This window comes from Jannaschia sp. S6380 (assembly GCF_023015695.1).
In the GTDB taxonomy this organism is placed as follows: domain Bacteria; phylum Pseudomonadota; class Alphaproteobacteria; order Rhodobacterales; family Rhodobacteraceae; genus Jannaschia.
Map to the genome: position 1 here is coordinate 85,997 of NZ_JALKAS010000001.1, position 22,339 is coordinate 108,335.

General features: G+C 67.8%; 24 protein-coding genes. 16 read left to right on the forward strand and 8 right to left on the reverse strand.

All coding sequences use genetic code 11. From position 1 onward, the window contains the following. Window positions 1-144 precede the first annotated feature (144 nt). The 4 genes from MWU52_RS00495 (at window position 145) to MWU52_RS00510 (ending at window position 4,706) form a co-directional block, all read left to right on the forward strand. Window positions 145-597: a GatB/YqeY domain-containing protein gene (locus tag MWU52_RS00495; protein ID WP_246948152.1), complete on the forward strand. Its 453-nt coding sequence runs from the start codon at window positions 145-147 to the stop codon at window positions 595-597. A 76-nt stretch (window positions 598-673) separates the two neighbouring features. Then, on the forward strand, window positions 674-1,777 hold the full coding sequence (locus tag MWU52_RS00500; RefSeq protein WP_246948154.1) for an AI-2E family transporter: 1,104 nt from the start codon (window positions 674-676) through the stop codon (window positions 1,775-1,777). Between the two features lie 3 nt (window positions 1,778-1,780). Beyond that, complete coding sequence (locus MWU52_RS00505) at window positions 1,781-2,458, forward strand: chromosomal replication initiator DnaA (protein ID WP_246948155.1); 678 nt, start codon at window positions 1,781-1,783, stop codon at window positions 2,456-2,458. 43 nt (window positions 2,459-2,501) lie between these two features. Next, window positions 2,502-4,706 (forward strand): RNA degradosome polyphosphate kinase, encoded by a 2,205-nt coding sequence (locus tag MWU52_RS00510; RefSeq protein ID WP_246948157.1) that lies wholly within the window; start codon window positions 2,502-2,504, stop codon window positions 4,704-4,706. A 29-nt stretch (window positions 4,707-4,735) separates the two neighbouring features. Here the strand turns inward: MWU52_RS00510 and MWU52_RS17915 are convergent, their stop codons facing one another. Beyond that, window positions 4,736-4,870, reverse strand: coding sequence for a hypothetical protein (locus MWU52_RS17915; protein WP_281493875.1), 135 nt, complete (start codon window positions 4,868-4,870; stop codon window positions 4,736-4,738). Window positions 4,871-5,061: 191 nt separating this feature from the next. On the opposite strand from MWU52_RS17915, the gene MWU52_RS00515 reads away from it, so the two are divergent. Then, window positions 5,062-6,609, forward strand: coding sequence for a Ppx/GppA family phosphatase (locus tag MWU52_RS00515; RefSeq protein WP_246948160.1), 1,548 nt, complete (start codon window positions 5,062-5,064; stop codon window positions 6,607-6,609). A 30-nt stretch (window positions 6,610-6,639) separates the two neighbouring features. On the opposite strand, the gene MWU52_RS00520 is transcribed toward MWU52_RS00515, so the two are convergent. Next, on the reverse strand, window positions 6,640-7,149 hold the full coding sequence (locus MWU52_RS00520; protein WP_246948165.1) for a fasciclin domain-containing protein: 510 nt from the start codon (window positions 7,147-7,149) through the stop codon (window positions 6,640-6,642). 441 nt (window positions 7,150-7,590) lie between these two features. Here MWU52_RS00520 and proS point away from each other — a divergent pair, with 441 nt between their 5' ends. The 3 genes from proS to MWU52_RS00535 are packed head-to-tail and all read left to right on the forward strand — an operon-like array spanning window position 7,591 to window position 10,919. Next, window positions 7,591-8,931 (forward strand): proline--tRNA ligase, encoded by a 1,341-nt coding sequence (gene proS / locus MWU52_RS00525; protein ID WP_246948168.1) that lies wholly within the window; start codon window positions 7,591-7,593, stop codon window positions 8,929-8,931. A gap of 52 nt (window positions 8,932-8,983) precedes the next feature. Further along, on the forward strand, window positions 8,984-10,252 hold the full coding sequence (locus MWU52_RS00530; protein ID WP_246948171.1) for a lipoprotein-releasing ABC transporter permease subunit: 1,269 nt from the start codon (window positions 8,984-8,986) through the stop codon (window positions 10,250-10,252). After that, a complete protein-coding gene (locus MWU52_RS00535) occupies window positions 10,245-10,919 on the forward strand; it encodes an ABC transporter ATP-binding protein (protein WP_246948173.1) in 675 nt (224 codons plus the stop codon). Before MWU52_RS00530 ends, MWU52_RS00535 begins: the two co-directional genes overlap by 8 nt. Here MWU52_RS00535 and MWU52_RS00540 read toward each other — a convergent pair. After that, a complete protein-coding gene (locus MWU52_RS00540) occupies window positions 10,911-11,834 on the reverse strand; it encodes an alpha/beta hydrolase (protein ID WP_246948175.1) in 924 nt (307 codons plus the stop codon). The genes MWU52_RS00535 and MWU52_RS00540 overlap by 9 nt on opposite strands. An 8-nt stretch (window positions 11,835-11,842) precedes the next feature. After that, window positions 11,843-12,127 carry an SCP2 sterol-binding domain-containing protein gene (locus MWU52_RS00545; RefSeq protein ID WP_246948177.1) on the reverse strand — a complete coding sequence of 95 codons (285 nt, stop codon included), beginning with the start codon at window positions 12,125-12,127 and terminating at the stop codon, window positions 11,843-11,845. Between the two features lie 52 nt (window positions 12,128-12,179). Here MWU52_RS00545 and MWU52_RS00550 point away from each other — a divergent pair, with 52 nt between their 5' ends. The 5 genes from MWU52_RS00550 to MWU52_RS00570 all read left to right on the forward strand — a co-directional run bounded on the left by MWU52_RS00550 (window position 12,180) and on the right by MWU52_RS00570 (window position 17,220). After that, window positions 12,180-12,752, forward strand: a complete 573-nt coding sequence (locus MWU52_RS00550; RefSeq protein ID WP_246948187.1) for a tetratricopeptide repeat protein — start codon at window positions 12,180-12,182, stop codon at window positions 12,750-12,752. After that, on the forward strand, window positions 12,752-15,667 hold the full coding sequence (locus MWU52_RS00555) for a helicase-related protein (protein WP_246948189.1): 2,916 nt from the start codon (window positions 12,752-12,754) through the stop codon (window positions 15,665-15,667). Before MWU52_RS00550 ends, MWU52_RS00555 begins: the two co-directional genes overlap by 1 nt. Next, the gene (locus MWU52_RS00560) at window positions 15,664-16,014 is read left to right on the forward strand and encodes an RNA-binding S4 domain-containing protein (RefSeq protein WP_246948192.1); all 351 of its coding nucleotides are present in this window, start codon (window positions 15,664-15,666) and stop codon (window positions 16,012-16,014) included. The genes MWU52_RS00555 and MWU52_RS00560 overlap by 4 nt, the downstream gene beginning before the upstream one ends. Window positions 16,015-16,126: 112 nt before the next feature. Beyond that, window positions 16,127-16,462 carry a ferredoxin FdxA gene (fdxA, locus tag MWU52_RS00565; protein ID WP_246948199.1) on the forward strand — a complete coding sequence of 112 codons (336 nt, stop codon included), beginning with the start codon at window positions 16,127-16,129 and terminating at the stop codon, window positions 16,460-16,462. Between the two features lie 242 nt (window positions 16,463-16,704). Further along, the gene (locus MWU52_RS00570) at window positions 16,705-17,220 is read left to right on the forward strand and encodes a CarD family transcriptional regulator (RefSeq protein ID WP_246948202.1); all 516 of its coding nucleotides are present in this window, start codon (window positions 16,705-16,707) and stop codon (window positions 17,218-17,220) included. A gap of 72 nt (window positions 17,221-17,292) precedes the next feature. On the opposite strand, the gene MWU52_RS00575 is transcribed toward MWU52_RS00570, so the two are convergent. Next, entirely contained in the window at window positions 17,293-17,688 is a 396-nt protein-coding gene (locus MWU52_RS00575; protein WP_246948206.1) for a metallopeptidase family protein, read from the reverse strand. After that, entirely contained in the window at window positions 17,685-18,287 is a 603-nt protein-coding gene (locus MWU52_RS00580; protein ID WP_246948209.1) for a VOC family protein, read from the reverse strand. Before MWU52_RS00580 ends, MWU52_RS00575 begins: the two co-directional genes overlap by 4 nt. Between MWU52_RS00580 and MWU52_RS00585 the strand changes: the two genes are divergently transcribed. Together MWU52_RS00585 and rpe are read left to right on the forward strand one after the other, a co-directional pair. Further along, the gene (locus tag MWU52_RS00585) at window positions 18,286-18,855 is read left to right on the forward strand and encodes a 5-formyltetrahydrofolate cyclo-ligase (RefSeq protein ID WP_246948211.1); all 570 of its coding nucleotides are present in this window, start codon (window positions 18,286-18,288) and stop codon (window positions 18,853-18,855) included. The genes MWU52_RS00580 and MWU52_RS00585 overlap by 2 nt on opposite strands. Before the next feature lie 24 nt (window positions 18,856-18,879). Beyond that, window positions 18,880-19,569 (forward strand): ribulose-phosphate 3-epimerase, encoded by a 690-nt coding sequence (gene rpe / locus MWU52_RS00590; RefSeq protein WP_246948215.1) that lies wholly within the window; start codon window positions 18,880-18,882, stop codon window positions 19,567-19,569. A 326-nt stretch (window positions 19,570-19,895) separates the two neighbouring features. On the opposite strand, the gene MWU52_RS00595 is transcribed toward rpe, so the two are convergent. Further along, window positions 19,896-20,924 (reverse strand): Gfo/Idh/MocA family oxidoreductase, encoded by a 1,029-nt coding sequence (locus tag MWU52_RS00595; protein WP_246948218.1) that lies wholly within the window; start codon window positions 20,922-20,924, stop codon window positions 19,896-19,898. Further along, window positions 20,921-21,982, reverse strand: a complete 1,062-nt coding sequence (locus MWU52_RS00600) for an isocitrate/isopropylmalate family dehydrogenase (RefSeq protein ID WP_246948221.1) — start codon at window positions 21,980-21,982, stop codon at window positions 20,921-20,923. Before MWU52_RS00600 ends, MWU52_RS00595 begins: the two co-directional genes overlap by 4 nt. A 57-nt stretch (window positions 21,983-22,039) precedes the next feature. Between MWU52_RS00600 and MWU52_RS00605 the strand changes: the two genes are divergently transcribed. Further along, window positions 22,040-22,327: a putative quinol monooxygenase gene (locus MWU52_RS00605; RefSeq protein WP_246948222.1), complete on the forward strand. Its 288-nt coding sequence runs from the start codon at window positions 22,040-22,042 to the stop codon at window positions 22,325-22,327. Window positions 22,328-22,339 lie beyond the last annotated feature (12 nt).

Consider the following 22,339-nt stretch of genomic DNA (forward strand, 5'->3'; position numbering starts at 1 on the left):
GGGACCGGCCGGGCAAACTCGCCGGGTTCTAGGCGCGGCGTGCGGGGGCGTCAACCAATGCGGCCTGACGTTCGGGAATGGTTTGCCGGCTGTCCCCGGCTGCGCTAACACTCGCGCCTCAACATGGCGACATGGGATGGCGGGATGGACATGCGGGACCGGCTGGCGCAGCGGCTGAAGGAGGCCATGCGCGACAAAGATTCGCGGCGGGTGGGGACACTGCGCCTGATCAACGCGGCGCTGAAGGACCAGGATATCGCCCTGCGCGCCGAGAACCGGACCGTCGGCGATGCCGAGGCCCTTGCGATCCTGGCCAAGATGGTCAAGCAGCGCCGGGAGAGCGCCCGCGCCTACGAGGAAGCGGGACGGCTGGAGCTGGCGCAGCAGGAGCTGGACGAGATTTCCATCATCGAGGAATTCCTGCCCCGCAAGCTGACCGACAGCGAGGTCGAGGCCGCGGTCGCCGACGCAATCGCGCAGACAGGCGCCACCTCGGTCAGCGACATGGGCAAGGTCATGGGCGTCCTCAAGGGGCGCTATGCCGGCCGGATCGACTTCGGCGCGGTCGGACCCAAGGTCAAGGCGCGGCTGGGCTGACCCGGCCCGGGCGCGTGCCGGGTTGAAGCGATCCCCCCGCGCGGGCATCTAGGGCGGAGGATGAGGGGGATGACGCATGGCGCTGCCGGTCCGTCAACAGATGATCTATTGGGGCGTCGCGCTGGCGTTCTTCCTGGTGCTGCTGTGGTATCTGGGCCCTGTTCTGCTACCGTTCCTGGTCGGCGGGGCGATCGCCTACATCCTCGACCCGCTGGCCGACCGGCTGGAAGGGATCGGGCTGCCTCGCGCGCTCGCCACGACCGTGATCACGCTGATCGGCATCCTGATCCTGGTGCTGGCGATCGCCTTCCTGATCCCCACGCTGGTCAAGCAGACGAACGCGCTGATCCGCCTGGCGCCGGACTATTTCAACGCGCTGCGCGGCTGGTTGACGCTGCGCTTTCCCGAAATCGTGGCCGAGGGCGGATTGGTGCAGACCACGCTGGTCGACCTGGGCGAGGCGATCCGCGCGCGCGGCGGTATGCTGGCGCAGCAGGTGCTGGCCTATGTGTTCGGGGTCGTGAATGCGGTGGTCTTCGTCGTGGTGGTGCCGGTCGTGGCCTTCTACCTGCTTCTCGATTGGGACAACCTGGTGGCGCGGGTCGACGAATTGCTGCCGCGTGAACATGTCGGTCGCATCCGCCGCATCGCCAGCGAGATCGACGCCACGCTGGCGAGTTTCGTGCGCGGGCAGCTGACGGTCTGCCTGATCCTGGGGACGTTCTATTCGGTCGGCCTGATGCTCGTCGGCTTGCAGTTCGGGCTGGTCGTTGGGGCGATCGCGGGGTTGATCACCTTCATCCCCTATGTCGGCGCCCTGGTCGGCGGGGCGCTGGCGATCGGGCTGGCGCTGTTCCAGTTCTGGGGCGAATGGGGGGCGATCGCGCTGGTCGCAGGCATCTTTGCCGCCGGGCAGTTCCTGGAGGGGAACATCCTGACACCCAAGCTCGTCGGGTCTTCGGTCGGGCTGCACCCGGTCTGGCTGCTGTTCGCGCTGTCGGCCTTCGGGTCGATCTACGGCTTCGTGGGCATGCTGGTCGCGGTCCCCGTCGCCGCCGCCCTGGGCGTGGTGGCACGACACGCGGTGGCCGAATACAAGGAAAGCCTGCTCTATACCGGCGAGATGCCGATGCCCCCGCCGGTCACAGACGATCTGACATCGCTCGGCCCGCGGGACTGACGGATGCGTCAACTGACGATCGACCTGCCCCGGCTGAACGCGCAGGGGCGCGACGATTTCATGGTCTCGTCCTCCAACGCCACCGCGATGGCGCTGGTCGCGTCCTGGCCGGACTGGCCGCATCGCCGCCTCGCCCTGGTCGGGCCGGCCGGCGCGGGGAAGTCGCATCTGGCTGCGATCTGGGCGGACGAAGTGGGCGCACGCCGGGTCGCGGCCGCCACGCTCGGCCCCGCTGCGACGGCTGATCTGTCGAAGACCCCCCTGGTGATCGAGGACGCGGATAGGGGCGTGCCCGAGGAGGCGCTGTTCCACCTCTGGAACGCCATGGCCGAGACCGGGCAGGGCCTGCTGCTTACGGGCCGGACGCCGCCGTCGGATTGGAACGTCGCGCTGCCCGACCTGGCCAGCCGCCTGGCCTCGCTGACGCCGGCGGTGATCGAGGATCCGGACGACGCGCTCCTGTCTATCGTGTTGGTAAAACTCTTCGCAGACCGGCAGTTGCGTGTGAAGCCGGCGCTGATCGGCTATCTGCTGGGCCGGATGGAGCGGAGTTTCGCGGCTGCACAGCGGATGGTCGACCGCCTGGACACGGAATCCTTGCGGCGCGGCGTCGGTGTCACGCAGGCTCTCGCGCGCGAGGTTATGGACGACCCGCTGGACAGCGGCGGCACCGGCGCCTAGCCTGTCACGTCCCCGTCACATCGTATCGCTAGCCGCCAAGATCATGCCCGGATCCAAAGTTCCCGACGTCGATTTCCTGAACGCGCCGCTGCCCGCGCCCGTGGCGCTGGACGAGGAGCGGACGAAGTCGCCCAAGCGGTTCTTCAACCGCGAGCGGAGCTGGCTGGCGTTCAACTGGCGCGTGCTGGAGGAGGCCGAGAACCCCCGTGTGCCGTTGCTGGAGCGGTTGCGCTTCCTGTCGATCTCGGCGGCGAACCTCGACGAGTTCTACACCGTCCGCGTGGCTGGCCTGCGCGAACTGGCGCGGGCCGGCAACCAGACGCCGGCCGCCGATGGGCGCACCCCGGTCGAGCAGCTGGTGCTGATCGACAAGGATGCCGGCAGGCTTCTGGAGCGGCAACAGGACGTCTGGAAGGCGCTTCGACGCGAGATGGAGGAGACCGGGATCTGCCTGCTATCGGGCGACGCGCTGTCGGTGGAGGAGCGCGGCGAGATGGCCGATCTGTTCCTGCGCGACGTGTTCCCGATCGTGTCGCCCCTGGCCATCGACCCCGCGCATCCGTTCCCGTTCCTGCCCAACGAAGGCTTCGCGCTGGCTGTGGAACTTGAGCGCAAGGCCGACCGGAAGACTTTGCGCGCTTTGCTGCCGATCCCCACGCAGATCGACCGTTTCATCCGCTTGGCCGACGGCGCGGGCAAAGACGACGCCCCGATCATACGGTTCCTGCCGATGGAAGAGTTGCTGCTGATGCAGATCGAGCAGTTGTTCCCCGGCTACGTCCTGAAGGGGCGCTGCGCATTTCGGGTGCTGCGCGACAGCGACCTGGAGGTCGAGGAGGAGGCCGAGGACCTGGTGCGCGAATTCGAGACCGCGCTGAAGCGGCGCCGGCGGGGCGAGATCGTGCGCATGAAGATCACGTCCGAGGCGCCCCAGGGCCTGCGCCGCGAAATCGTCGACGAGATCGGCGTGGACGAGAGCGAGGTGATCGAGGTCGACGGCCTGGTCGGGCTGGCCGCGTTGAAGCAACTGGTGGTGGACGACCGCAAGGACCTGCTCTGGCCCAGTTTCCGACCGCGTATCCCCGAGCGCGTGCAGGACCATGACGGCGACATGTTCGCCGCGATCCGCCAGAAGGACATGCTGCTGCACCACCCCTACGAGACGTTCGACATGGTCATCCGCTTCCTGACCCAAGCGGCGAACGACCCCAACGTCCTGGCGATCAAGCAGACGCTCTACCGCACGTCCGAGAACAGCCCGATCGTCGCCGCCCTGTGCGAGGCGGCGGAGGCCGGCAAGACCGTCACCGCCCTGGTCGAGCTGAAGGCCCGCTTCGACGAGGCCGCCAACATCCGCCAGTCGCGGCGGCTGGAACGGGCGGGCGCGCATGTCGTGTATGGCTTCACCCGCCTCAAGACCCACGCCAAGATCAGCACGGTCGTCCGCCGCGAGGGCGACCGGCTGGTGACCTATTCGCATTTCGGCACCGGCAATTATCACCCGATCACTGCGCGCATCTATACGGACCTGTCCCTGTTCACCTGCGACGCATCGCTCGCCCAGGACGCGACCAAGGTCTTCAACTACATCTCGGGCTATGCACCGCCGGACGGGCTACAGTCGCTGTCGATTTCGCCGCTTCAGCTCAAGGCGCATCTGCTGGCGTCGATCGAGGCCGAGGCCGAACATGCGCGCGCCGGTCGGCCGGCGATGATCTGGGCCAAGATGAACGCGCTGATCGAGCCCGACGTGATCGACGCGCTCTATGCGGCCAGCCAGGCGGGCGTGCGCATCGACCTGATCGTGCGCGGCATCTGCGGCCTGCGCCCGGGCGTCGAGGGCCTGAGCGAGACGATCCGCGTCAAATCCGTCGTCGGGCGCTTCCTGGAACACAGCCGCATCGTCTGCTTCGGCAACGGCCACGGACTGCCGTCCAGGAAGGCGCGCGTCTACATCAGTTCCGCCGACTGGATGGGCCGCAACCTGAACCGGCGGGTCGAGACGCTGGTGGAATGCGTCAATCCGACGGTCAAGGCGCAGATCGTCAGCCAGATCATGGCCGCGAACCTCGCCGATGTCGCGCAGAGCTGGATCCTGGGCCCGGAAGGAAGCTGGATGCGGCCCGATCTGTCGAAGCTGGACAACCCGTTCAGCTGCCACCGCTTCTTCATGGAGAATCCGTCCCTTTCGGGGCGTGGGAGTGCGGGGGCGAAGGACGTCCCGGAACTGACCCATTCGAGCGATTGAAGCAGGTCCACGGGCATATCGGCCCCCGCTCAGTCGTCGTCGCCGTTGTCCATGTCACCCGAGAATGTGGGCGCGCCCGTCACGCCGTTCGGTCCGGGCGACGGCGTCGCGTTGCACGCAGCAAGCACCGTCAGCAGAAGGATGGCAATCGGTCGGATCGGCATGGCGGTCTCCTCGCATGTCCACGCCCCTCGAGCTGGGGTGAGGCGCGTCGCGATCCAGTCCGCCCGCGATCAACTTCGCGTGCGCTGGCGAAGGTCCGCCCGTCGCCCGAACCGTTCTGGGCAATTGACCGCCCGCGATGGCCCGTGCCAGACGGGGGGCGCGAGATCGGTCTCCGGGGGGTGCGCAGCCAATGATCGAGGACACCCTGGAATCCGAGGGGTACGGCCCCTTCGGCGCGCCGCTGTTCGATGGTCCCGAGGCACGCGCGCTGCGGCGGGTGGGGGTGATCGACGTCGGCTCCAACTCGGTCCGGCTGGTGGTGTTCGACGGTGCGGCGCGGTCGCCCGCCTATTTCTATAACGAGAAGATCCTCTGCGGCCTGGGCGCGGGCCTGGCCGAGACCGGCAAGCTCAACCCGGAGGGGCGGGAACGGGCACTGGCATCGCTCAGGCGTTTCGCGATCCTGGCGCGGGGGATGGAGGTCAACTCGCTGACGGCCGTGGCCACCGCCGCCGTGCGCGAGGCCGAGGATGGATCCGCGTTCGAGGCCGAGGTCCAGGAGGCCACGGGCCTGAACCTTTGGGTCATCGACGGCGCTGAGGAGGCGCGGCTGTCGGGCCAGGGCGTCCTGCTCGGCTGGCCCGAGGCGGAGGGGCTGATGTGCGACATCGGCGGGTCAAGCATGGAATTGGCCGAACTGTCCGGCGGCCGGGTGGGGAGCGCGGTGTCCGGCAAGCTGGGACCGCTGAAGCTGCAGGGCGTGAAAGGCAAGGGCGCCCGCAAGGCCGAGATCGACGCTGGCGTGGCGAAGATGGCAAAGGCGCTGGGCCGGGACCGCTACGATCGCCTCTATCTCGTCGGCGGAAGCTGGCGCGCCATCGCCCGCGTCGACATGGAACGGCGCGGCTATCCGCTGCACGTCCTGCACGAATACACGATGACGCCCAAGGACCTGCGCGCCACGATCGACTACATCGGTCAGGCCGACATGACGGAACTGGGTCGCGCGACCAACACCAGCCAGGCGCGCATGTCGCTGGTGCCCATCGCGTCGGAGGTCCTGTCGCGCGTCACCAAGGCGTTCCGTCCGAAGGAGATCGCGATCTCCAGCTACGGGATCCGCGAAGGGCTCCTCTACGAGCAGATGCCCGACGTGCTGCGCGCGCGCGATCCGTTGATCGAAAGCTGCCGGCAGAGCGAGGCCGCCTATGCCCGCCTGCCGGGCTTCGGGCGCGTTCTCTACCATTTCATCACGCCGCTGTTTTCGCGGGCCGACGACCGCCGCAAGCGCCTGATCCGGGCATGTTGCCTGCTCCACGACGTGTCCTGGCGCGCGCATCCCGACTACCGCGCCGAGATCTGTTTCGACAACGCGACGCGCGCCAATCTCGGCGGCCTGACCCATTCGGAGCGGGTCTATCTGGGGCTGGCGCTGCTGCATCGCTACCGCAACAAGCGCGAGGGCACGCCGTTCGAGGCGCTGGCGCCCCTTCTGGGCGAGGACGATACAAGCCAAGCGGAGATGGTGGGCAAGGCGATGCGTTTCGGGGCGATGTTCTCGGCGCAGGATCCGGCGTTGATGGGCAAGCTTAAGCTCTACCCCAAGAAGAAAGAGCTGGAACTGACCCTGCCCAAGGGCGACGGCGAAGCCCTGTTCGGCGAGGTCGCGGAAGCGCGCTTCAAGTCGCTCGCCGGGTCGATGGACGCGACACCGAAGGTCCGGGTCGTCCGCAACTAGGGGCGCCGCGGATGGCGCCCCCTTGATGCGTCAGTGGCAAGCCGGGCGCGCGCCGGGCAGCAGCACCTTGTCGACCACGTGGATGACACCGTTGTCGGCGCGGATATCGGCCACAACGACGTTGGCTACGGCGTCGGTCGAATCCGCGATCGTCACACCGCCGCCGGCCTTGGTCACGCACAGGCGGGCGGTCTCGAGGATCGGCTTGACGTAGATCGATCCCGCCGGGATCTGCCCCGAGGTCAGCACCCGATCATCCACGTGATACAGCAGCACATCCGTCAACTGCCCCTTGTTCTCGGGCTGGAGCAGGGTTTCGACCGTGCCGTCGGGAAGGGCCGCGAAGGCGTCGTCGAGCGGGGCGAAGACGGTGAAGTTGCCCGGCCCGGCCAAGGTGTCGGTCAGGCCCGCGGCCTCGACGGCGGCGAGCAGTGTGCCGAAACGGCCGTCCTCGCTGGCGATCTGCGCGATCGAGGCCGCGGAGGCGCCGGTGGCTGTCGCGGCCATGGCCGCCGCGGCGATCAGGGTCTTCATCTTCATGGTCTTCTCCCGTTGTGGTCCACTCCGGCGGGTGCCGGGAATGCACTTTAGACGAGCGGTCCCGTGCGCCGGACCACCGCGTTCACGGTTTCGTGACCCGGGGTCCGTCTCGGACAGCGGCGCTGACGCCATCCATATCGTGCCAAGCCGCCAACGATGGTCCGGGGCGTTGACGGGACCGGCGGACGATGTTCAGGCGAGGTTCGGGCGGTGGCGTAGCGATTGCAGGTCGCCCTGCATTCGCCCCATTGGCCCGGGTCGGGCCTGCGCATCGTCCAGACGGGCAATGCCGCGCCAGTCTGATGGCGAAGACCACGGGTGGCGTGCCTTCCATCGTGGACGGCCCCGATCCGCCTGGCTGCGGGCGATCGCGGCACCGCTTGCCCCGACCCGCCGCGAACGCTATCGCAAGCCGGAGCCGACATCCCCGGAGCCCCGTCCATGCGCCTGAGCCGCTACTTCCTGCCAGTCCTCAAGGAGACCCCGTCCGAGGCGCAGATCGTCAGCCACCGCCTGATGCTGCGGGCCGGCATGATCAAGCAGGCCAGTGCCGGCATCTATTCGTGGCTGCCGCTGGGTTATCGCGTCTTGCGCCGGATCGAGCAGATCGTCCACGAGGAACAGCAGCGCGCCGGCCACATCCCGATGCTGATGCCGACCCTGCAATCCGCCGATCTGTGGCGGGAAAGCGGGCGCTATGACGCCTACGGCCCCGAGATGCTGCGCATTCGCGACCGGCAGGATCGCGACATGCTGTATGGCCCGACCAACGAGGAACTGATCACGGACATCTTCCGCTCCAACGTCAGCAGCTACAAGGACTTGCCGCTGACGCTGTATCATATCCAGTGGAAGTTTCGCGACGAGATGCGTCCCCGTTTCGGTGTCATGCGCGGGCGCGAGTTCCTGATGAAGGACGGCTACAATTTCGACCTGACCAAGGAAGATGCGCTGCACGCCTACAACCGCCACCTCGTCACCTATCTGCGCACCTACGAGCGGATGGGTCTGCAGGCGATCCCGATGCGCGCCGATGGGGGACCGATCGGCGGCGACTACACGCATGAGTTCCTCGTCCTGGCGGAAACGGGCGAGAGCGAGGTTTTCTATGACGCCGAGGTCACGGACCTGACCTTCGGCGATCGGGAGATCGACTATGACGACCGCGCCCAATGCGCCGCCGTCCTGGAGGAATTCACCACCCGCTACGCCCGCACCGACGAGACCCATGACGAGGCGGTCTTCGCCCAGGTGCCCGAGGATCGACGCCGCAGCGCCCGCGGAATCGAGGTCGGGCAGATCTTCTATTTCGGCACCAAGTATTCCGAACCCATGGGCGCCACCGTCCAGGGCCCCGACGGCAAGCCCGCCCCGGTCCATATGGGATCGCATGGCATCGGCGTGAGTCGCCTGCTGGGCGCGATCATCGAGGCCAGCCACGACGACCGCGGCATCATCTGGCCCGAGGGCGTGACCCCCTATCACGCCGGGATCGTCAACCTGCGCCAAGGCGACAGCAGCACCGACAGCGCCTGCGACGGGATCTATCGGCAACTGGGGGCCGAAGGACTGACCGCGCTCTATGACGACCGCGAGGAGCGGGCGGGTGCCAAGTTCGCCACGATGGACCTGATCGGGCTGCCCTGGCGGATCACGGTGGGTCCGCGCGGCCTGGCCAACGGAAAGGTGGAGCTGACGTCCCGCCGCACCGGCGAGAGCGAGGAAATGGCCCCCGAAGCGGCCATCGCCCGGCTCAAGGACATCTACGCCCGACACCTGTAATGCCTCCGGGCAACGCCTGACCCTCCTGCAAGAACCGATCGGACGCCGCCCCATGTTCTCCCGCTACGAATGGATGATCGCCTGGCGCTATCTGCGCGCGCGCCGGTCCGAGGGCGGGATCAGTGTCATGACCTGGATCAGCCTTGCGGGTATCGCGCTGGCCGTGTTCGCGCTGATCGTGACGCTGGCCGTTCGGTCGGGGTTCCGGCATGAGTTCGTGGACACAATCGTCGGCGCCAACCCGCATGTCAGCGTGCTGAGCTATGGCGAGACGATGCCCAATGGCGGGTCGAGCCGGACGATCGCGGATTACGACGCGGTGGCCGAACGTCTGGCGGCGGCGCCGCGTGTCACGCGTGCCGTGCCGGTGGTGACGGGGCAGGTGATGGCCTCGGCCAACGGGGCCAATACCGGCGCCCAGGTGATCGGCATCCGCGCGGACGACCTGGTGCGGATCCCTCGCGTCGCGAACCCTGAGCGGTCTCAGGGCGACATCGCCGCCTTCGCGGACGGCGTCGCGGTCGGATGGCACCTGGCGGAGAAGCTGAACGTGCGGGCGGGCGACACGCTGCGCCTGATTTCGCCCGACGGGGTGAAGGGGCCCTTCGGCACCTCGCCCCGCGTCAAGGCCTATGAAGTCGCCTACGTCTTCCGCGTGGGGCGGTACGATATCGACCTGACGCGGGTCTACATGCCGTTCGAGGAGGCGCAGCTCTATTTCAACCGCGAGGGACTCGCCGACGAGGTGCAGGTCTCGATCACGGACCCCGAGGCGGTCGACGAAATCGGCCCCGCGCTAATCGGCGCGGCGGGCGAGAACCACTACCTCTGGACCTGGAAGGACAGCGCAGGCGGCTTCCTTCGCGCGCTCCAGATGGAGGACAACATCATGTTCGTCATCCTATCGATCCTCGTCCTGATCGCGACGCTGAACATCACGTCCGGCCTCGTCATGCTGGTCAAGAACAAGGGCCGCGACATCGGCATCCTGCGCACGATCGGCCTGACCGAAGGCACGATCCTGCGCGTCTTCTTCATCTGCGGCGCGTCCATCGGGGTGGTCGGCACGGTCCTGGGCGTGATCGCCGGCGTCGCCTTCGCGATCTGGATCGACCCGATCTTCGCCTTCGTGAACTACCTCGCCGGCGGCGGGGTCTGGGACCCGTCGGTCCGCTACATCTCGCAGCTGCCCGCGCGGCTGGAGCTGGCGGACGTCGCATCGGCGGTCGCGCTCTCGCTCTCGCTCAGCTTCGTCGTCACAATCTTTCCGGCCCGCCGCGCGGCCCGCATGAACCCGGTCGAGGCGCTGCGCTATGAGTGATCCCTTGCGTCTGGAGGCTGTCGAGAAGGGGTATCACCTGGGGCAGCCGAACGAGATCCGCGTCCTGAACGGCACCGATCTGACGCTCGCCCCCGGCGAAGTCTGCGCGATGGTGGCGCCCTCGGGGGCGGGCAAGTCGACGCTTCTGCATATCGCGGGGCTGCTGGACACGCCCGATGCCGGCCGCGTGGTGATGGACGGCCGCGACATGGGCGGCGAGGGCGACCGCGCCCGCACCCGCGCGCGCCGCCAGCGCATCGGCTTCATCTACCAGTTCCATCACTTGCTGCCCGAGTTCACCGCCGCCGAGAACATCGTCCTGCCGCAGCTCGCCAACGGCGTTTCGGCCAAGGAGGCGCGCGGGCGGGCCGAGGACCTGCTGGCCCGTGTCGGCCTCGCCCACCGGATGGACCACCGCCCAGCCGAGATGTCGGGCGGCGAGCAGCAGCGCACCGCCTTCTGCCGCGCGCTGGCCAATGGGCCGGGCCTGTTGCTGGCGGACGAGCCGACGGGCAACCTCGATCCCGGCACCTCGGATGCGGTATTCGCCGCATTGATGGACTTGGTGCGCCAGACCGGCATGGCCGCGCTGATCGCGACCCACAACCTCGACCTCGCCGCGCGCATGGATCGCGTCGTGCGGCTAGAGGATGGCCGCCTAGTCTAGATGCGCCGCGATCGCGTCGAAGACCTGATTGCGGATTGCGGGCCCCTCCATCAGGACCTCGTGGCGCGCGCCCTCGATCATTTCCAGCCGCGCGCCCGGCCAGGACCCGAGGCGCACATGAATGGAATCCGGGGACACGATATCCTCGTCGCTCCCCAGGAATGTCAGGCACGGAAGGTCGGGCGCGGGTTCGCGGCTCAGGCGGTGCATCTCGCGCAGGGCCGCCCAGACCCAGTTGAGCGAGGGGCCGCCCAGGGCCAGGTCGGGATGAGCGGTGATTTGTCGCTTCATCCAGGCGAACATCTGCGGATCGGTCGTCAGCAAGTTGTCCTCGAACGGGGCGGCGGCCGGGTCCGCCACCTTGCCCGAGCCGGGGGCGCTCCGTTCGCCCAACCCCGCCGCCGTGGCCAGCGAGGCCAGTCCCCAGCCCAGCAGTCGACGATGGGGCGCGAGCGGCAGGCCCCACATCGGTGCGCTGAAGACGACGCGCTGGAAGAGGTCGACGCGGTAGAGCGCCCGTAGTGCGATCAGGCCACCCATCGAATGCCCCATCAGATGCCAGGGACGCGGCAGCCCGACCTTGCGGCAAACGTCCAGAACGGCATCAAGGTCGTGTTGAAAATCCTTGAAATCGCTCACATGTCCAACATGACGGTCATGCGACGGTCGCGGCGACAATCCCTGACCGCGCCAGTCGACCGCGACGCTGGCATAGCCGCGCGCGCCCATCTCGCGCGCGGCATCGGAGTATTTCTCGACGTATTCCGTGCGTCCCGGTCCCATGACCAGGGTTCCGCGCGTCCCCTCGGGCCAGACGCCGACACGGATGCGCTTGCCGTCGCGCGTCGTGGCCCAATAGGCATGACCGCCCGGCGGGCCATTGGCCACGTCGGCGTGATAGGGGGCCGCGTCCATGTCGGAGGTCAGGACAGCTGTGCGCCCAGCTTCATCGCCTGACCCATGTCGCCATCCACCGAAAGCTTGCCGGTCATGAATGCGGAGGTCGGGTTGACGTCCCCGTCCAGGATGCCGCGGAACGTCTCGGCATCGGCGGTCATCGTGCATTCCGCATCCTCGTCGCCTTCGCGCACGCCGGCCTCGTCGACCATGATCGCGCCTTCGTTCTCGATCACGAACTTGACGCTGCCGTCGAAGGTGCCAATCTTTGAGGAAAGCTGCGTGACGGCCTCGTTGATGATGTCGCTCATGTCGGTCCTTTTGGTTTATGCGCCGGAATGGCGGGATGGGGTCGCGGATACGATGGTTGACCTTCGCGTCACGCTCAAGGCCCTCTCGGTCGCGATCCTGTGCATTTACGCCACGTCCTCTCCCGGGCAAGTGCTGGAGGGGGACGCGGATGCGCTGCTGAATCGGCTGGGCACCCTGACTTCGGAGGCCGACGCGGCCGAGGCCGCCCGCCTTGCCGCCGAAATACAGGAGCGTTGGACCCATTCCGGCAGCCCGACGATGGACCTGCTGCTGCGCCGGGGGCAAGAGGCCATCGCGGCCGGAGACTATCCGCGTGCCATCGCCCACCTGACCGCGCTGACCGATCATGCGCCGCGCTTCGCCGAGGGCTGGAACCAGCGTGCCACGGCCTTCTTCCTGCAGGAACGCTATGGCGAGGCGCTGTCGGACATCGAACAGGTCCTCATCCTCGAGCCGCGCCATTTCGGCGCCATGGCCGGGCTCGGCATCATCCTCGAAGGGCTGGGTGACACGAAGGGCGCGCTGCGTGCCTTCGAGGCGGCCGCCCAGGTCTACCCGGCCGAACCGAACGTGCAGGGCGCAATCGAACGCCTGCAGCAGCAGACCGGCGAACGGACCCTCTGATGGACACGAACCTGGGGCGGGTGACGGCGGTCCTCGGGCCGACGAACACCGGCAAGACGCATTTCGCGATCGAGCGGATGCTGGGCCACCGCACCGGCATCATCGGCCTGCCGCTGCGCCTTCTCGCGCGCGAGGTCTATGATCGCATCGTCGCCGTGCGCGGCCCGTCCGTCGTGGCCCTGGTGACGGGAGAGGAGCGGATCGTGCCGCCGCGTGCCGCCTATTGGGTTTGCACGGTCGAGGCGATGCCGCAGGGAACCGGCGTCGATTTCGTGGCCGTCGATGAGATCCAGCTCTGCGCCGACCCGGAGCGCGGCCACGTTTTCACCGATCGCCTGCTGAACATGCGCGGCCTGCACGAGACGCTTTTCATGGGCTCCGACACGATGCGTCCCGCGATCGCGCAGCTGATCCCGAAGGTGCAATTCGCCCGCCGCGAGCGGTTCAGCGAGCTGACCTATACCGGATCGAAGAAGATCAGCCGGATGCCCGGCCGCACCGCCATCGTCGGTTTCAGCGTCGAGAACGTCTATGCCATCGCCGAACTTCTGCGCCGTCAGAAGGGCGGGGCCGCCGTCGTGATGGGCGCGCTGAGTCCCCGGACGCGGAACGCGCAGGTGGAGATGTACCAGAACGGCGATGTCGATCACCTGGTCGCCACCGACGCCATCGGCATGGGCCTGAACCTCGACATCAAGCATGTCGCATTCTCAGCCACCTCGAAGTTCGACGGCCACCGCATCCGCCCGCTCATGCCGCATGAGCTGGCGCAGATCGCCGGCCGGGCCGGGCGCTACATGCAGCCCGGCACCTTCGGCGTGACGGGCGAGGCGGGACCGCTGGACGACGGCGTGGTGGAGGCGATCGAGGATCACAGCTTCAAACCCATCGACCGCCTGATGTGGCGCAGCGACCGGCTGGATTTCGGGTCGGCCGAGGCGTTGATCGCCTCGCTCGAGGCGCCCAGCACCGACCGGATCCTGACCCGGGGGCGGGAGGCCGACGACGTCTCCTCGCTCAAGACGCTGAATGCGTTGGAGCACGTGGCCGTGCGCCTGCGCGACGCGCGCGACTTGCGCCTCCTCTGGGATGTTTGCCGCATCCCGGATTTTCAGGGCATCAGCCACGGCGAGCATACGACGCTGCTGGCGCGCATCTTCGGTTTCCTGCACGAGGCCGGGCGGGTCCCCGACGACTGGTTCGCGCGCCAGATCAAGCGCATCGACCGCACCGACGGCGATATCGACACATTGTCGAAACGTCTGGCCTATATCCGAACCTGGACCTACGTCGCGCAGCGCAAGGGATGGGTGGACAATCAGACCCATTGGCGCGAAGCCACGCGCGCGGTAGAAGACCGATTGTCGGACGCGCTGCATCGGGCGCTGACCAACCGGTTCGTCGACAGGCGAACCAGCGTGCTGCTCCGGCGGCTGAAGATGAAGGAGGGCCTGTTGGCCGACATCAACGACAAGGGCGAGGTCATCGTCGAGGGCGAGACGCTGGGCCGTCTCGAAGGGTTCCGCTTCCATCAGACGGGCACGACCTCGCCGGACGAGGCGAAGACTGTGCGCCAGGCCGCGACGCAGGCGCTGCGCCCCGAGTTCCATCTGCGCGCCGACCGCTTCTACAACGCGCCCGACACCGAGATGGACTTCACCGAACAGGGTGGCCTGATGTGGGGCGACCAGGCCGTCGGCAAGCTGGTTGCGGGGGCGGAGCCCCTCCGGCCAGGGGTGGAGGCATTCGTCGATGACGAGGCGGGCCCCGAGGTCATGCAGAAGGTCCAGCGCCGCCTGCAGCATTTCATCGACCGCAAGGTCGCCGCCGCGATGGAGCCGCTGCTGGCGATGTCGCGCGACGAGGCGGTGACGGGCCTGGCCCGTGGGTTCGCGTTCCGCCTGCTGGAATCCTTCGGGATCCTGCCGCGCCACGAGGTCGCCCAGGAGGTGAAGGACCTGGATCAGGACGCGCGCGGACAGTTGCGCAAGCACGGCGTCCGCTTCGGCCAGTTCACGATCTTTCAGCAGTTGCTGCTCAAGCCCGCGCCGACGCGCCTGCGGCTGGTGCTGTGGTCGCTGTCCAGGGACCTGACAGAGTTTCCCGAGGCGCCGCCGCCCGGCTTGGTGACGGTTCCGGCGGTCGAGGGGGCCCCGGACGGCTACTATGCGATGGCCGGGTACCGGCTGGCCGGGCAGCGCGCGATCCGCATCGACATGCTGGAGCGCCTGGCCGACCTGCTGCGCCCGGCGGATTCGCGCGGCGGGTTCGAGGCCACGCCCGACATGCTATCGATCACGGGCATGACGCTGGAACAGTTCGCCGACCTGATGGGCGGGCTGGGCTATGCCGCCGAGAAGGGCGAACGTCCGAAGGCACGCCCCGCCCCGCAAGCGCCGGCGACGACCGATCCCGCCGCCGAAAGTAACGAGACGCCCGACCCGTCCGCCGTTTCGCAGGCGGAATCCGACGACGCAACGGCCCCCGATGCGGAACCGGCAGCCGAAGCTGCCGACGCCCCGGTCCCGCCAGCCGACGCGGTGGAAGAGGCCGCGCCCGAGGCCGTGGCGCCAGCGATCGCCGAACCCGTGGGCGAGGCGGTCGTGGCATCCGGTGCCCCCGAAGGCGAAACGACCGAACCCGCCGAGCCGTCCGATGCCGACGCGCCCGCCGAGAGCGAAGTGTTCTACACCTTCACCTGGGCACCGCGGCGCCAGAAGCGCGGGCCCCGCCGCGAAGGTGGCGATGCCGACCGCGCGCCGCGCAAGGGCAAGCCGAAAGGCAAATCACGCGGCCCCAAGGGTGGCAAGGGGTCCGATCGCGGCCCGAAGACCTACGAATCGAAGCCACGCCGTGACAAGCCGGTCGACCCCGACAATCCGTTCGCCGCCTTGGCGGCGCTAAAGGACAAGTGAGCGACGCCGCCCGACTGCGTGTGGACAAGTGGCTCTGGCATGCGCGTTTCTTCAAGACGCGCAGCCTGGCCGCCAAGGTCGTTACGGGGCCGGGCATCCGCGTCAACGGCGAGCGGGTCACCAAGGCGTCGCATACCGTGGCGCCGCCCGACAGCCTGACCTTCGCGCAGGGCGACCGCATCCGTGTTGTCGAGGTCGCGGGCCTGGGGACACGCCGCGGCCCCGCCGCCGAGGCGCAGGCGCTTTACGTCGATCACACGCCGCCGCCCGCACCTCGGGTGGGCCCGCGCCCGACGGGGCGGGACCGGCGCCGCATGGATGCCGCCCGCGACGAGGGTCACGGCTAGCCCCGGCCGGGATCGGGCGTCCGATGCCGCGTTCGTGACCCGCGTCCCGGCCCCGCTTGATCCCCCGGAACGGGGCGGCTAGATCGCAGGCGGAACCGAAAGGACACCGGCCATGACCTATATCGTCAACGACGCCTGCATTGCCTGCAAATACACCGATTGCGTCGAGGTCTGCCCCGTGGATTGCTTCTACGAGGGCGAGAACATGCTGGTGATCCATCCCGACGAATGCATCGATTGCGGCGTCTGCGAACCCGAATGCCCCGCCGACGCGATCCGCCCGGATACCGAGCCCGATGCGGAGAAATGGGTTGAATTCAACCGCAAGTACTCCGAGCTCTGGCCGGTTATCATCACCAAGAAGGACCCTTTGCCGAACGCCGAGGAGATGGAAGGCAAGGAGGGCAAGATGGACCTGTTCTCCGAAACCCCGGGCGAGGGCGGGTGACGTAGGGGAAATTTGGGTCAGTCTGCATGACGCTTTCGCGAAGGCCGTTTTTGTGGTATTGTGAGTCTCGTTCGCGGCATGAAACCGCGGAAATCTGCCACGTTCGGGTGGTTCGCGTCGAGTGATGGGAACCAGTCTGACGGAAATGCGCTTGTTGATCGACCTTCGGACATCGTGCGAAGGCCGGTTTCCTTTGTTGCCGGAGGGGGAGATCCGGTGAAGCGCGACAAGACATCAAGAGGATGCCAATGCCCAAGAAGCCCGAGTTTCGCCCGAATGACTTCGTCGTCTATCCCGCCCATGGCGTGGGTCAGATCGTCTCCATCGAGAAGCAGGAGGTCGCGGGTCTGGAACTGGAATTGTTCGTCATTTCGTTCGTGAAGGACAAGATGACGCTGCGGGTTCCGACCAACAAGGCGACCGATGTCGGCATGCGGTCGCTGTCCTCGCCCGAGGTCGTGACCAAGGCGATGGCGACGCTGAAGGGCAAGGCCCGCGTCAAGCGTGCCATGTGGTCGCGCCGCGCCCAGGAATACGAGGCGAAGATCAATTCCGGCGATCTGATCGCCATCGCCGAGGTGGTCCGCGACCTGCACCGCAGCGACGAGCAGCGCGAGCAGTCCTATTCCGAGCGTCAGCTCTACGAGGCCGCGTTGGACCGGCTGACTCGCGAACTTGCCGCGGTTAACGACATGGACGAGGATGGCGCGCTGAAGGCCGTCGATGAAATCCTGTCCTCCCGGCCTGCTGCCGCCTGAGTTCAGGCACCGCGCCGATCCATGTTTCGGGGCGTCCGGTCGGGCGCCCCGTGCGCGTTCGGCCAAGCGGTTCTATTCCCACCAGCGGTCGATGCGGGCGATATCATCGTCCGACCAGCCGAAATGATGCGCAAACTCGTGCACCGTGACATGCGCGATCAATGCCCGCAGCGATACGTCCTCCCGCGCTGCCCATTCGTCCAGAATGGGGCGGCGGAACAGCGTCACCTGCGAGGGCGGTTCAGGCCATTCGACGGAGCGTTCCGTCAGGGGCACGCCCTCGTAGAGGCCGGTCAGGTCGCTGGCGTCACCGATCTCCAATTCTGACATGAGGGTCTCCGACGGCCATTCCTCGACAGTCAGGCGAACCTCGGCGGCAAGGCCCGCGAAGGGTGCCGGAAACGCGTCTCGCGTCTCCTCCGCGACCCGTTCGAAGGCCTTCGCATCTGGTGCCGGCGCGTCCATCATGCGATGCGGCGCAGGCCCGATGGCGTCTGAACCGCCGCCGCGATCCGGCGCGGGCCATCTTCGACCGTGATGCGCGGATCTTCGGTCAGGGCGGCGACCACGGTGGCCAATCGGTCCGCCCGCGGGTGACGTAGCGAGAGGCCCCGCAGACGCAGGCCGGCATCCGCGAAGGCGGGCCTGTCCGACTGCCACTGGATCAAGGCGGGGAAGCAGCCGTCGAATGGCAGGATCCCGTCATCGGGCACCGCCATCCGCCAGCGATAGGCTCCGCGCGTGAATGCCACGGGGCGTCCCGCCTCGGGGTGGCGGGCAATGGCAGCATCGAGGTCGTCGGTGCGGAGGATCCAGTTGCCGATCCCAGGCGGGCCCGATCGCCGGTCGAGGTCGAACCAGCGCGGTCGGTCGGGCTCGGGCGCGCAGGGGTCGATCGCGATCACCTCGAGATACTCGCCCGGGCCCAGCCCGCTCAGCCGGTTATGCGTCGACATGAGCGCATGTTCGCCGCCGGGACCCATCTCATGGCCAAGATGCCGGTGGACATGATTGACCCCTTCTTCCAGCGTTGCGGCCGAGATGGCGAAATGGTCAAAGGCGGTCATGGGGGAAGACGCTAGCCTTGCCGCGCGAAAGGCGCAATTGCGCCGGACCTGCCTGGCGAGGCGGGCGTCCGTCGGCGCGGAAGCGCGCGCCGCGGCGGGGGCGCGCCTCTATGCCCGGCTGATGGGGCTGCGCGGGCGAACGATCGCCGGCTATCTTCCGATCGGATCCGAGGCGAGTCCGGTCGGAACCATGCGCGTGTTGTCGCGCGACAACCGCATCTGCGTTCCGGTCGTCGCCGGCAAGGGCGCGCCGCTGCGCTTTCGTGAGTGGTGGCCCGGCTGCACCTTGGAGACAGGGCCATTCGGCGTCTCGGTGCCGACCGAGGGGGGGTGGCGCGTTCCCGATGTGCTGATTGTTCCGCTGGTCGGTTTCGACGGTCGCGGTGGGCGTTTGGGCTATGGCGGCGGCTTCTACGACCGTACGCTGGCGGGTCTGGGCGGCGGGCTCGTCGTGGGGCTCGCGCTCGAAGCGCAGCGGTTGGATGCGGTGCCTTCGGAGGCGACGGACGTTCCGCTGCCCTGGATCGTCACCGAGGCAGGGGTTTTCGGCGCGGACGCCGTTGTATAAGTCCGGCAGCATCGGAGAGACCAGATGACCCACACGTTCAATCGCGCCCTCAAGATCGCCCCCTCGATCCTCGCCGCCGATTTTGCCGCCTTCGGCGCGGAATGCGAGGCGGTCGAAGGCCAGGGGGCCGATTGGGTCCATGTCGACGTGATGGACGGGCATTTCGTGCCGAACATCACTTTCGGGCCGGCCATGTGCGCGGCCCTGCGTCCGCATATCCGAACGGTGATGGATGTGCATCTGATGATCGCTCCGGTCGATCCGATGATCAACGCCTTTGTCGATGCGGGTGCGGATATCCTGACCGCGCATGTCGAGGCGGGGCCGCACGTGCATCGCACGATGCAGGCGATCCGGGCGGCGGGGTGCAAGGCCGGCCTCGCCCTGAATCCCGGAACTCCGGTCGAGGCGGTCGCCCCGTTGCTGGACGATATCGACCTGGTCTGCGTGATGACCGTCAATCCCGGGTTCGGCGGTCAGTCCTTTATCGAGAGCCAGATCACGAAGATCCGCGCCCTGCGGAAGATGATCGGCGACCGCCCCGTGCATATCGAGGTCGACGGCGGGGTGGATTCGACCACAGCCCCGATGGTCCGGTCCGCCGGCGCCGACGTCCTGGTCGCGGGGTCCGCCGTGTTCCGGGGCGGGAGCGTGTCGGACCCGTCGGCCTATGGCCGGAACATCATCGCCATCCGGAACGCCGCGGGCGCCTGAACGGCCGCGCAGGCGCCACCCATATCCCGCGGGGCGCAATCGGTTCGTGCCACGGCGTACCGGGCGTTCGCCCCGGGTACTGCGGGGCCGACGGGGACCGTGGCCCCCAGCATCGCGAGCGCAAGCAGCAGGAAGATGATCCGTTCGTTGTGCGCACGCGTGAAGGGGAGGGCGAGTGTCGGTGCGCGCATTCTGCGTCCTTTCGATCGGTTTCTACCGGTGGTCCCGGGCGCGGCGCGGCCGCGCGCGGGAATGACCGGGGTTCGGATCCGGTCGTCCCGGCTGGCCTAACGCGGCGATCGTAAGGAAAGGGTTAAGCGGCCACCTCATGCCGTAACGGGACGCTGCAGATTCTCGTCGTATTCGACCGGAAGCCGGCATTTGGCGGCGGCGGACGCATAGCAAAGCTCCACCTGCTGCATGACCCGCAGGTAGTCCCGGGCCTCGTTCTCCAACTCGCCATCCCCCGTCAGCGCGGCGACGACATGGGACTGCAGCGCGTAAACGCAGTCGCCGGCGAAGCCCGGACGGTCGCGCGCGGGCAGCACGGTGCGCGCGTCGGTCCAGCCATGCGCGCGGCAGGTGACACCACCATCCCCGGCCAGGTGCAGCACAGCCTCGTCGCCCTCCAACCATGCCTCGCCGAAGGTGCGGCGGGGATCGTCGGTTTCGAAATCCACCAGGCGATTGCCGTCGAGCATCGCCCGCTGACCGGTTCCGTAGTCCAGGATGACATGGCCGGCATCCTCGCCACGAATGGCGGGGTTCAGGCGGCGCAGGTCGGCATAGATGCCGTCGGGTTCGCCGAACAGGAAGCGGAACGTGTCGAGATAGTGGACGCCGGTTTCGTGGATGAGGAAACGGGGCATTGTTTGGAAATAGGGTTGCCGGGCCAGATAGGCGTCCGGCCCGCGTCCGTCGCCGGGCCGCAAGCGAAAGGTCAGGTTCAAGGGGCGGCCGACGGCGCCATCGTCCAGCGCCGTCTTCATCGCGCGGAACCAGGGCTGAAAGCGGAAGTTCTCGTGCACGATCAGGGGGATGCCGGCCGCCTCGGCGGCGGTCACCATCGACGCGGCCTCCTCGGGCGAGGTGCAGAACGGCTTCTGGCAGATGATCGCGCGGGGGCCCGCGTCCAGCGCCTGGCGAATGGCCATTGCATGCGTCTGGGGCGGGGTGGCGATGTCGACGATGTCGGGCCGCTTCGCCAGCATGTCGTCCAGCCGAACGTGATCGGCGCCGCGGGCCGGATCGGCGTCGCAGGTCGCCGCCAGTTCGGCCCCCTCGATCCGGCGCCAGGCATCGGCGTGGTAGCCCGCGAAATATCCCAGGCCCAGCAGCCCGACGCGCAGCGTCACAGCCGCGCCATCACCGCGTCGGCCGCGGCCTCGGTGTTCAGCGTGCCGCCCAGATCGCCCGTCGTCTCGCCCGCGGCGAGGCAGGCATCCACGGCGTCCCGCAGACGCCCCGCATCGGCCACCATCGCGGGTACGTCGTGACGGCGTCCCAGCCAGTCGAGCATCATGCCCGCCGACAGGATCATCGCAAACGGGTTCGCGATGCCGCGGCCGGCGATGTCGGGCGCCGATCCATGGCAGGGCTGGAACACGGCATGATCGTCGCCGATATCGGCCGAGGGCGCCATGCCGAGGCCCCCCATCAACCCCGCGCCCAGGTCGGAGAGGATGTCGCCGAACATATTCTCGGTCACCATCACATCCCAGCTGCCCGGTCGCTGCACCATCCACAGGGCCATGGCATCGACATACGCATGATCTGCCGTGAGGTCGGGATACCCCGCGGCGACCCGGTCGAAGATGTCACGCCAGAACGCGAAGGCGCGGAAGACGTTGGCCTTGTCCACGCTGGTGACGCGGCCCGGATGGCCGTCGGCCTTGCGCGCCGCCGCCAGGCGGAACGCGAAGTCGCAGACCCGGGTGGTCGTGTCCCGCGTGATGCGCAGCGTCTCCTCGGCGAAGTCGGCCTCGACCCGGCCCTTGCCCTGCGTGTGGAACAGGCCTTCCGTGGACTCGCGGACGAGGACGAAATCGATCGCCGCGTCCGGGGCGAGTGCCAGCGGCGTGCGCATGCCCGGCACCACCCGGACCGGACGCACCCCGGCATAGAGGTCGAGCGCGATGCGGATGTCGATTTGGGGCGTCATCTCGGTCCCGTCGGGGTAGCGGATCTTGGGATCGCCCAGGGCCGAGAGCAGGATCGCATCTGCCCGCCGCGCGCGACGCAGCGATTCATCGGGCAGGTCAAAGCCACAATCCAGGTAGCTCGCGGCGCCGGCGGGGCAGTCGGTGAAGGCGAAGTCGTGGCCGAGCCCCTTCAGCAGGCGCAGCGTCGGAGCCATGATCTCGGGGCCGATCCCGTCTCCGTGGAAGACGGCGATCTCGAAAGTCTTGGACATGGGGCCCCCCAAGGCGTCACTCTCGCGGCAAGACGCGCCGCGCAGGGGAGGAATAGCATGTTCGCCGTCACCGTCACGATCGAAGTGTTTCCGCATCATCAGGACGATTTCATGCCCGCGATGATGGCCAATGCCCGCGCGTCCCGACGCGAGAGCGCATGCAACCGCTTCGACGTGCTGTCGGACCCGGAACGTCCGGGCGAGATATTCCTCTACGAGATCTACGATGATCGGGCGGGGTTCGACGCGCACCATCAGACGCCGCACTACAAGGAGTTCGATCGCACGGTGAAGGAGATGATCCGGCGCAAGACAGTCACCACCTTCGCCGAGGTCGATGTCTAACGGAGCGGTCGC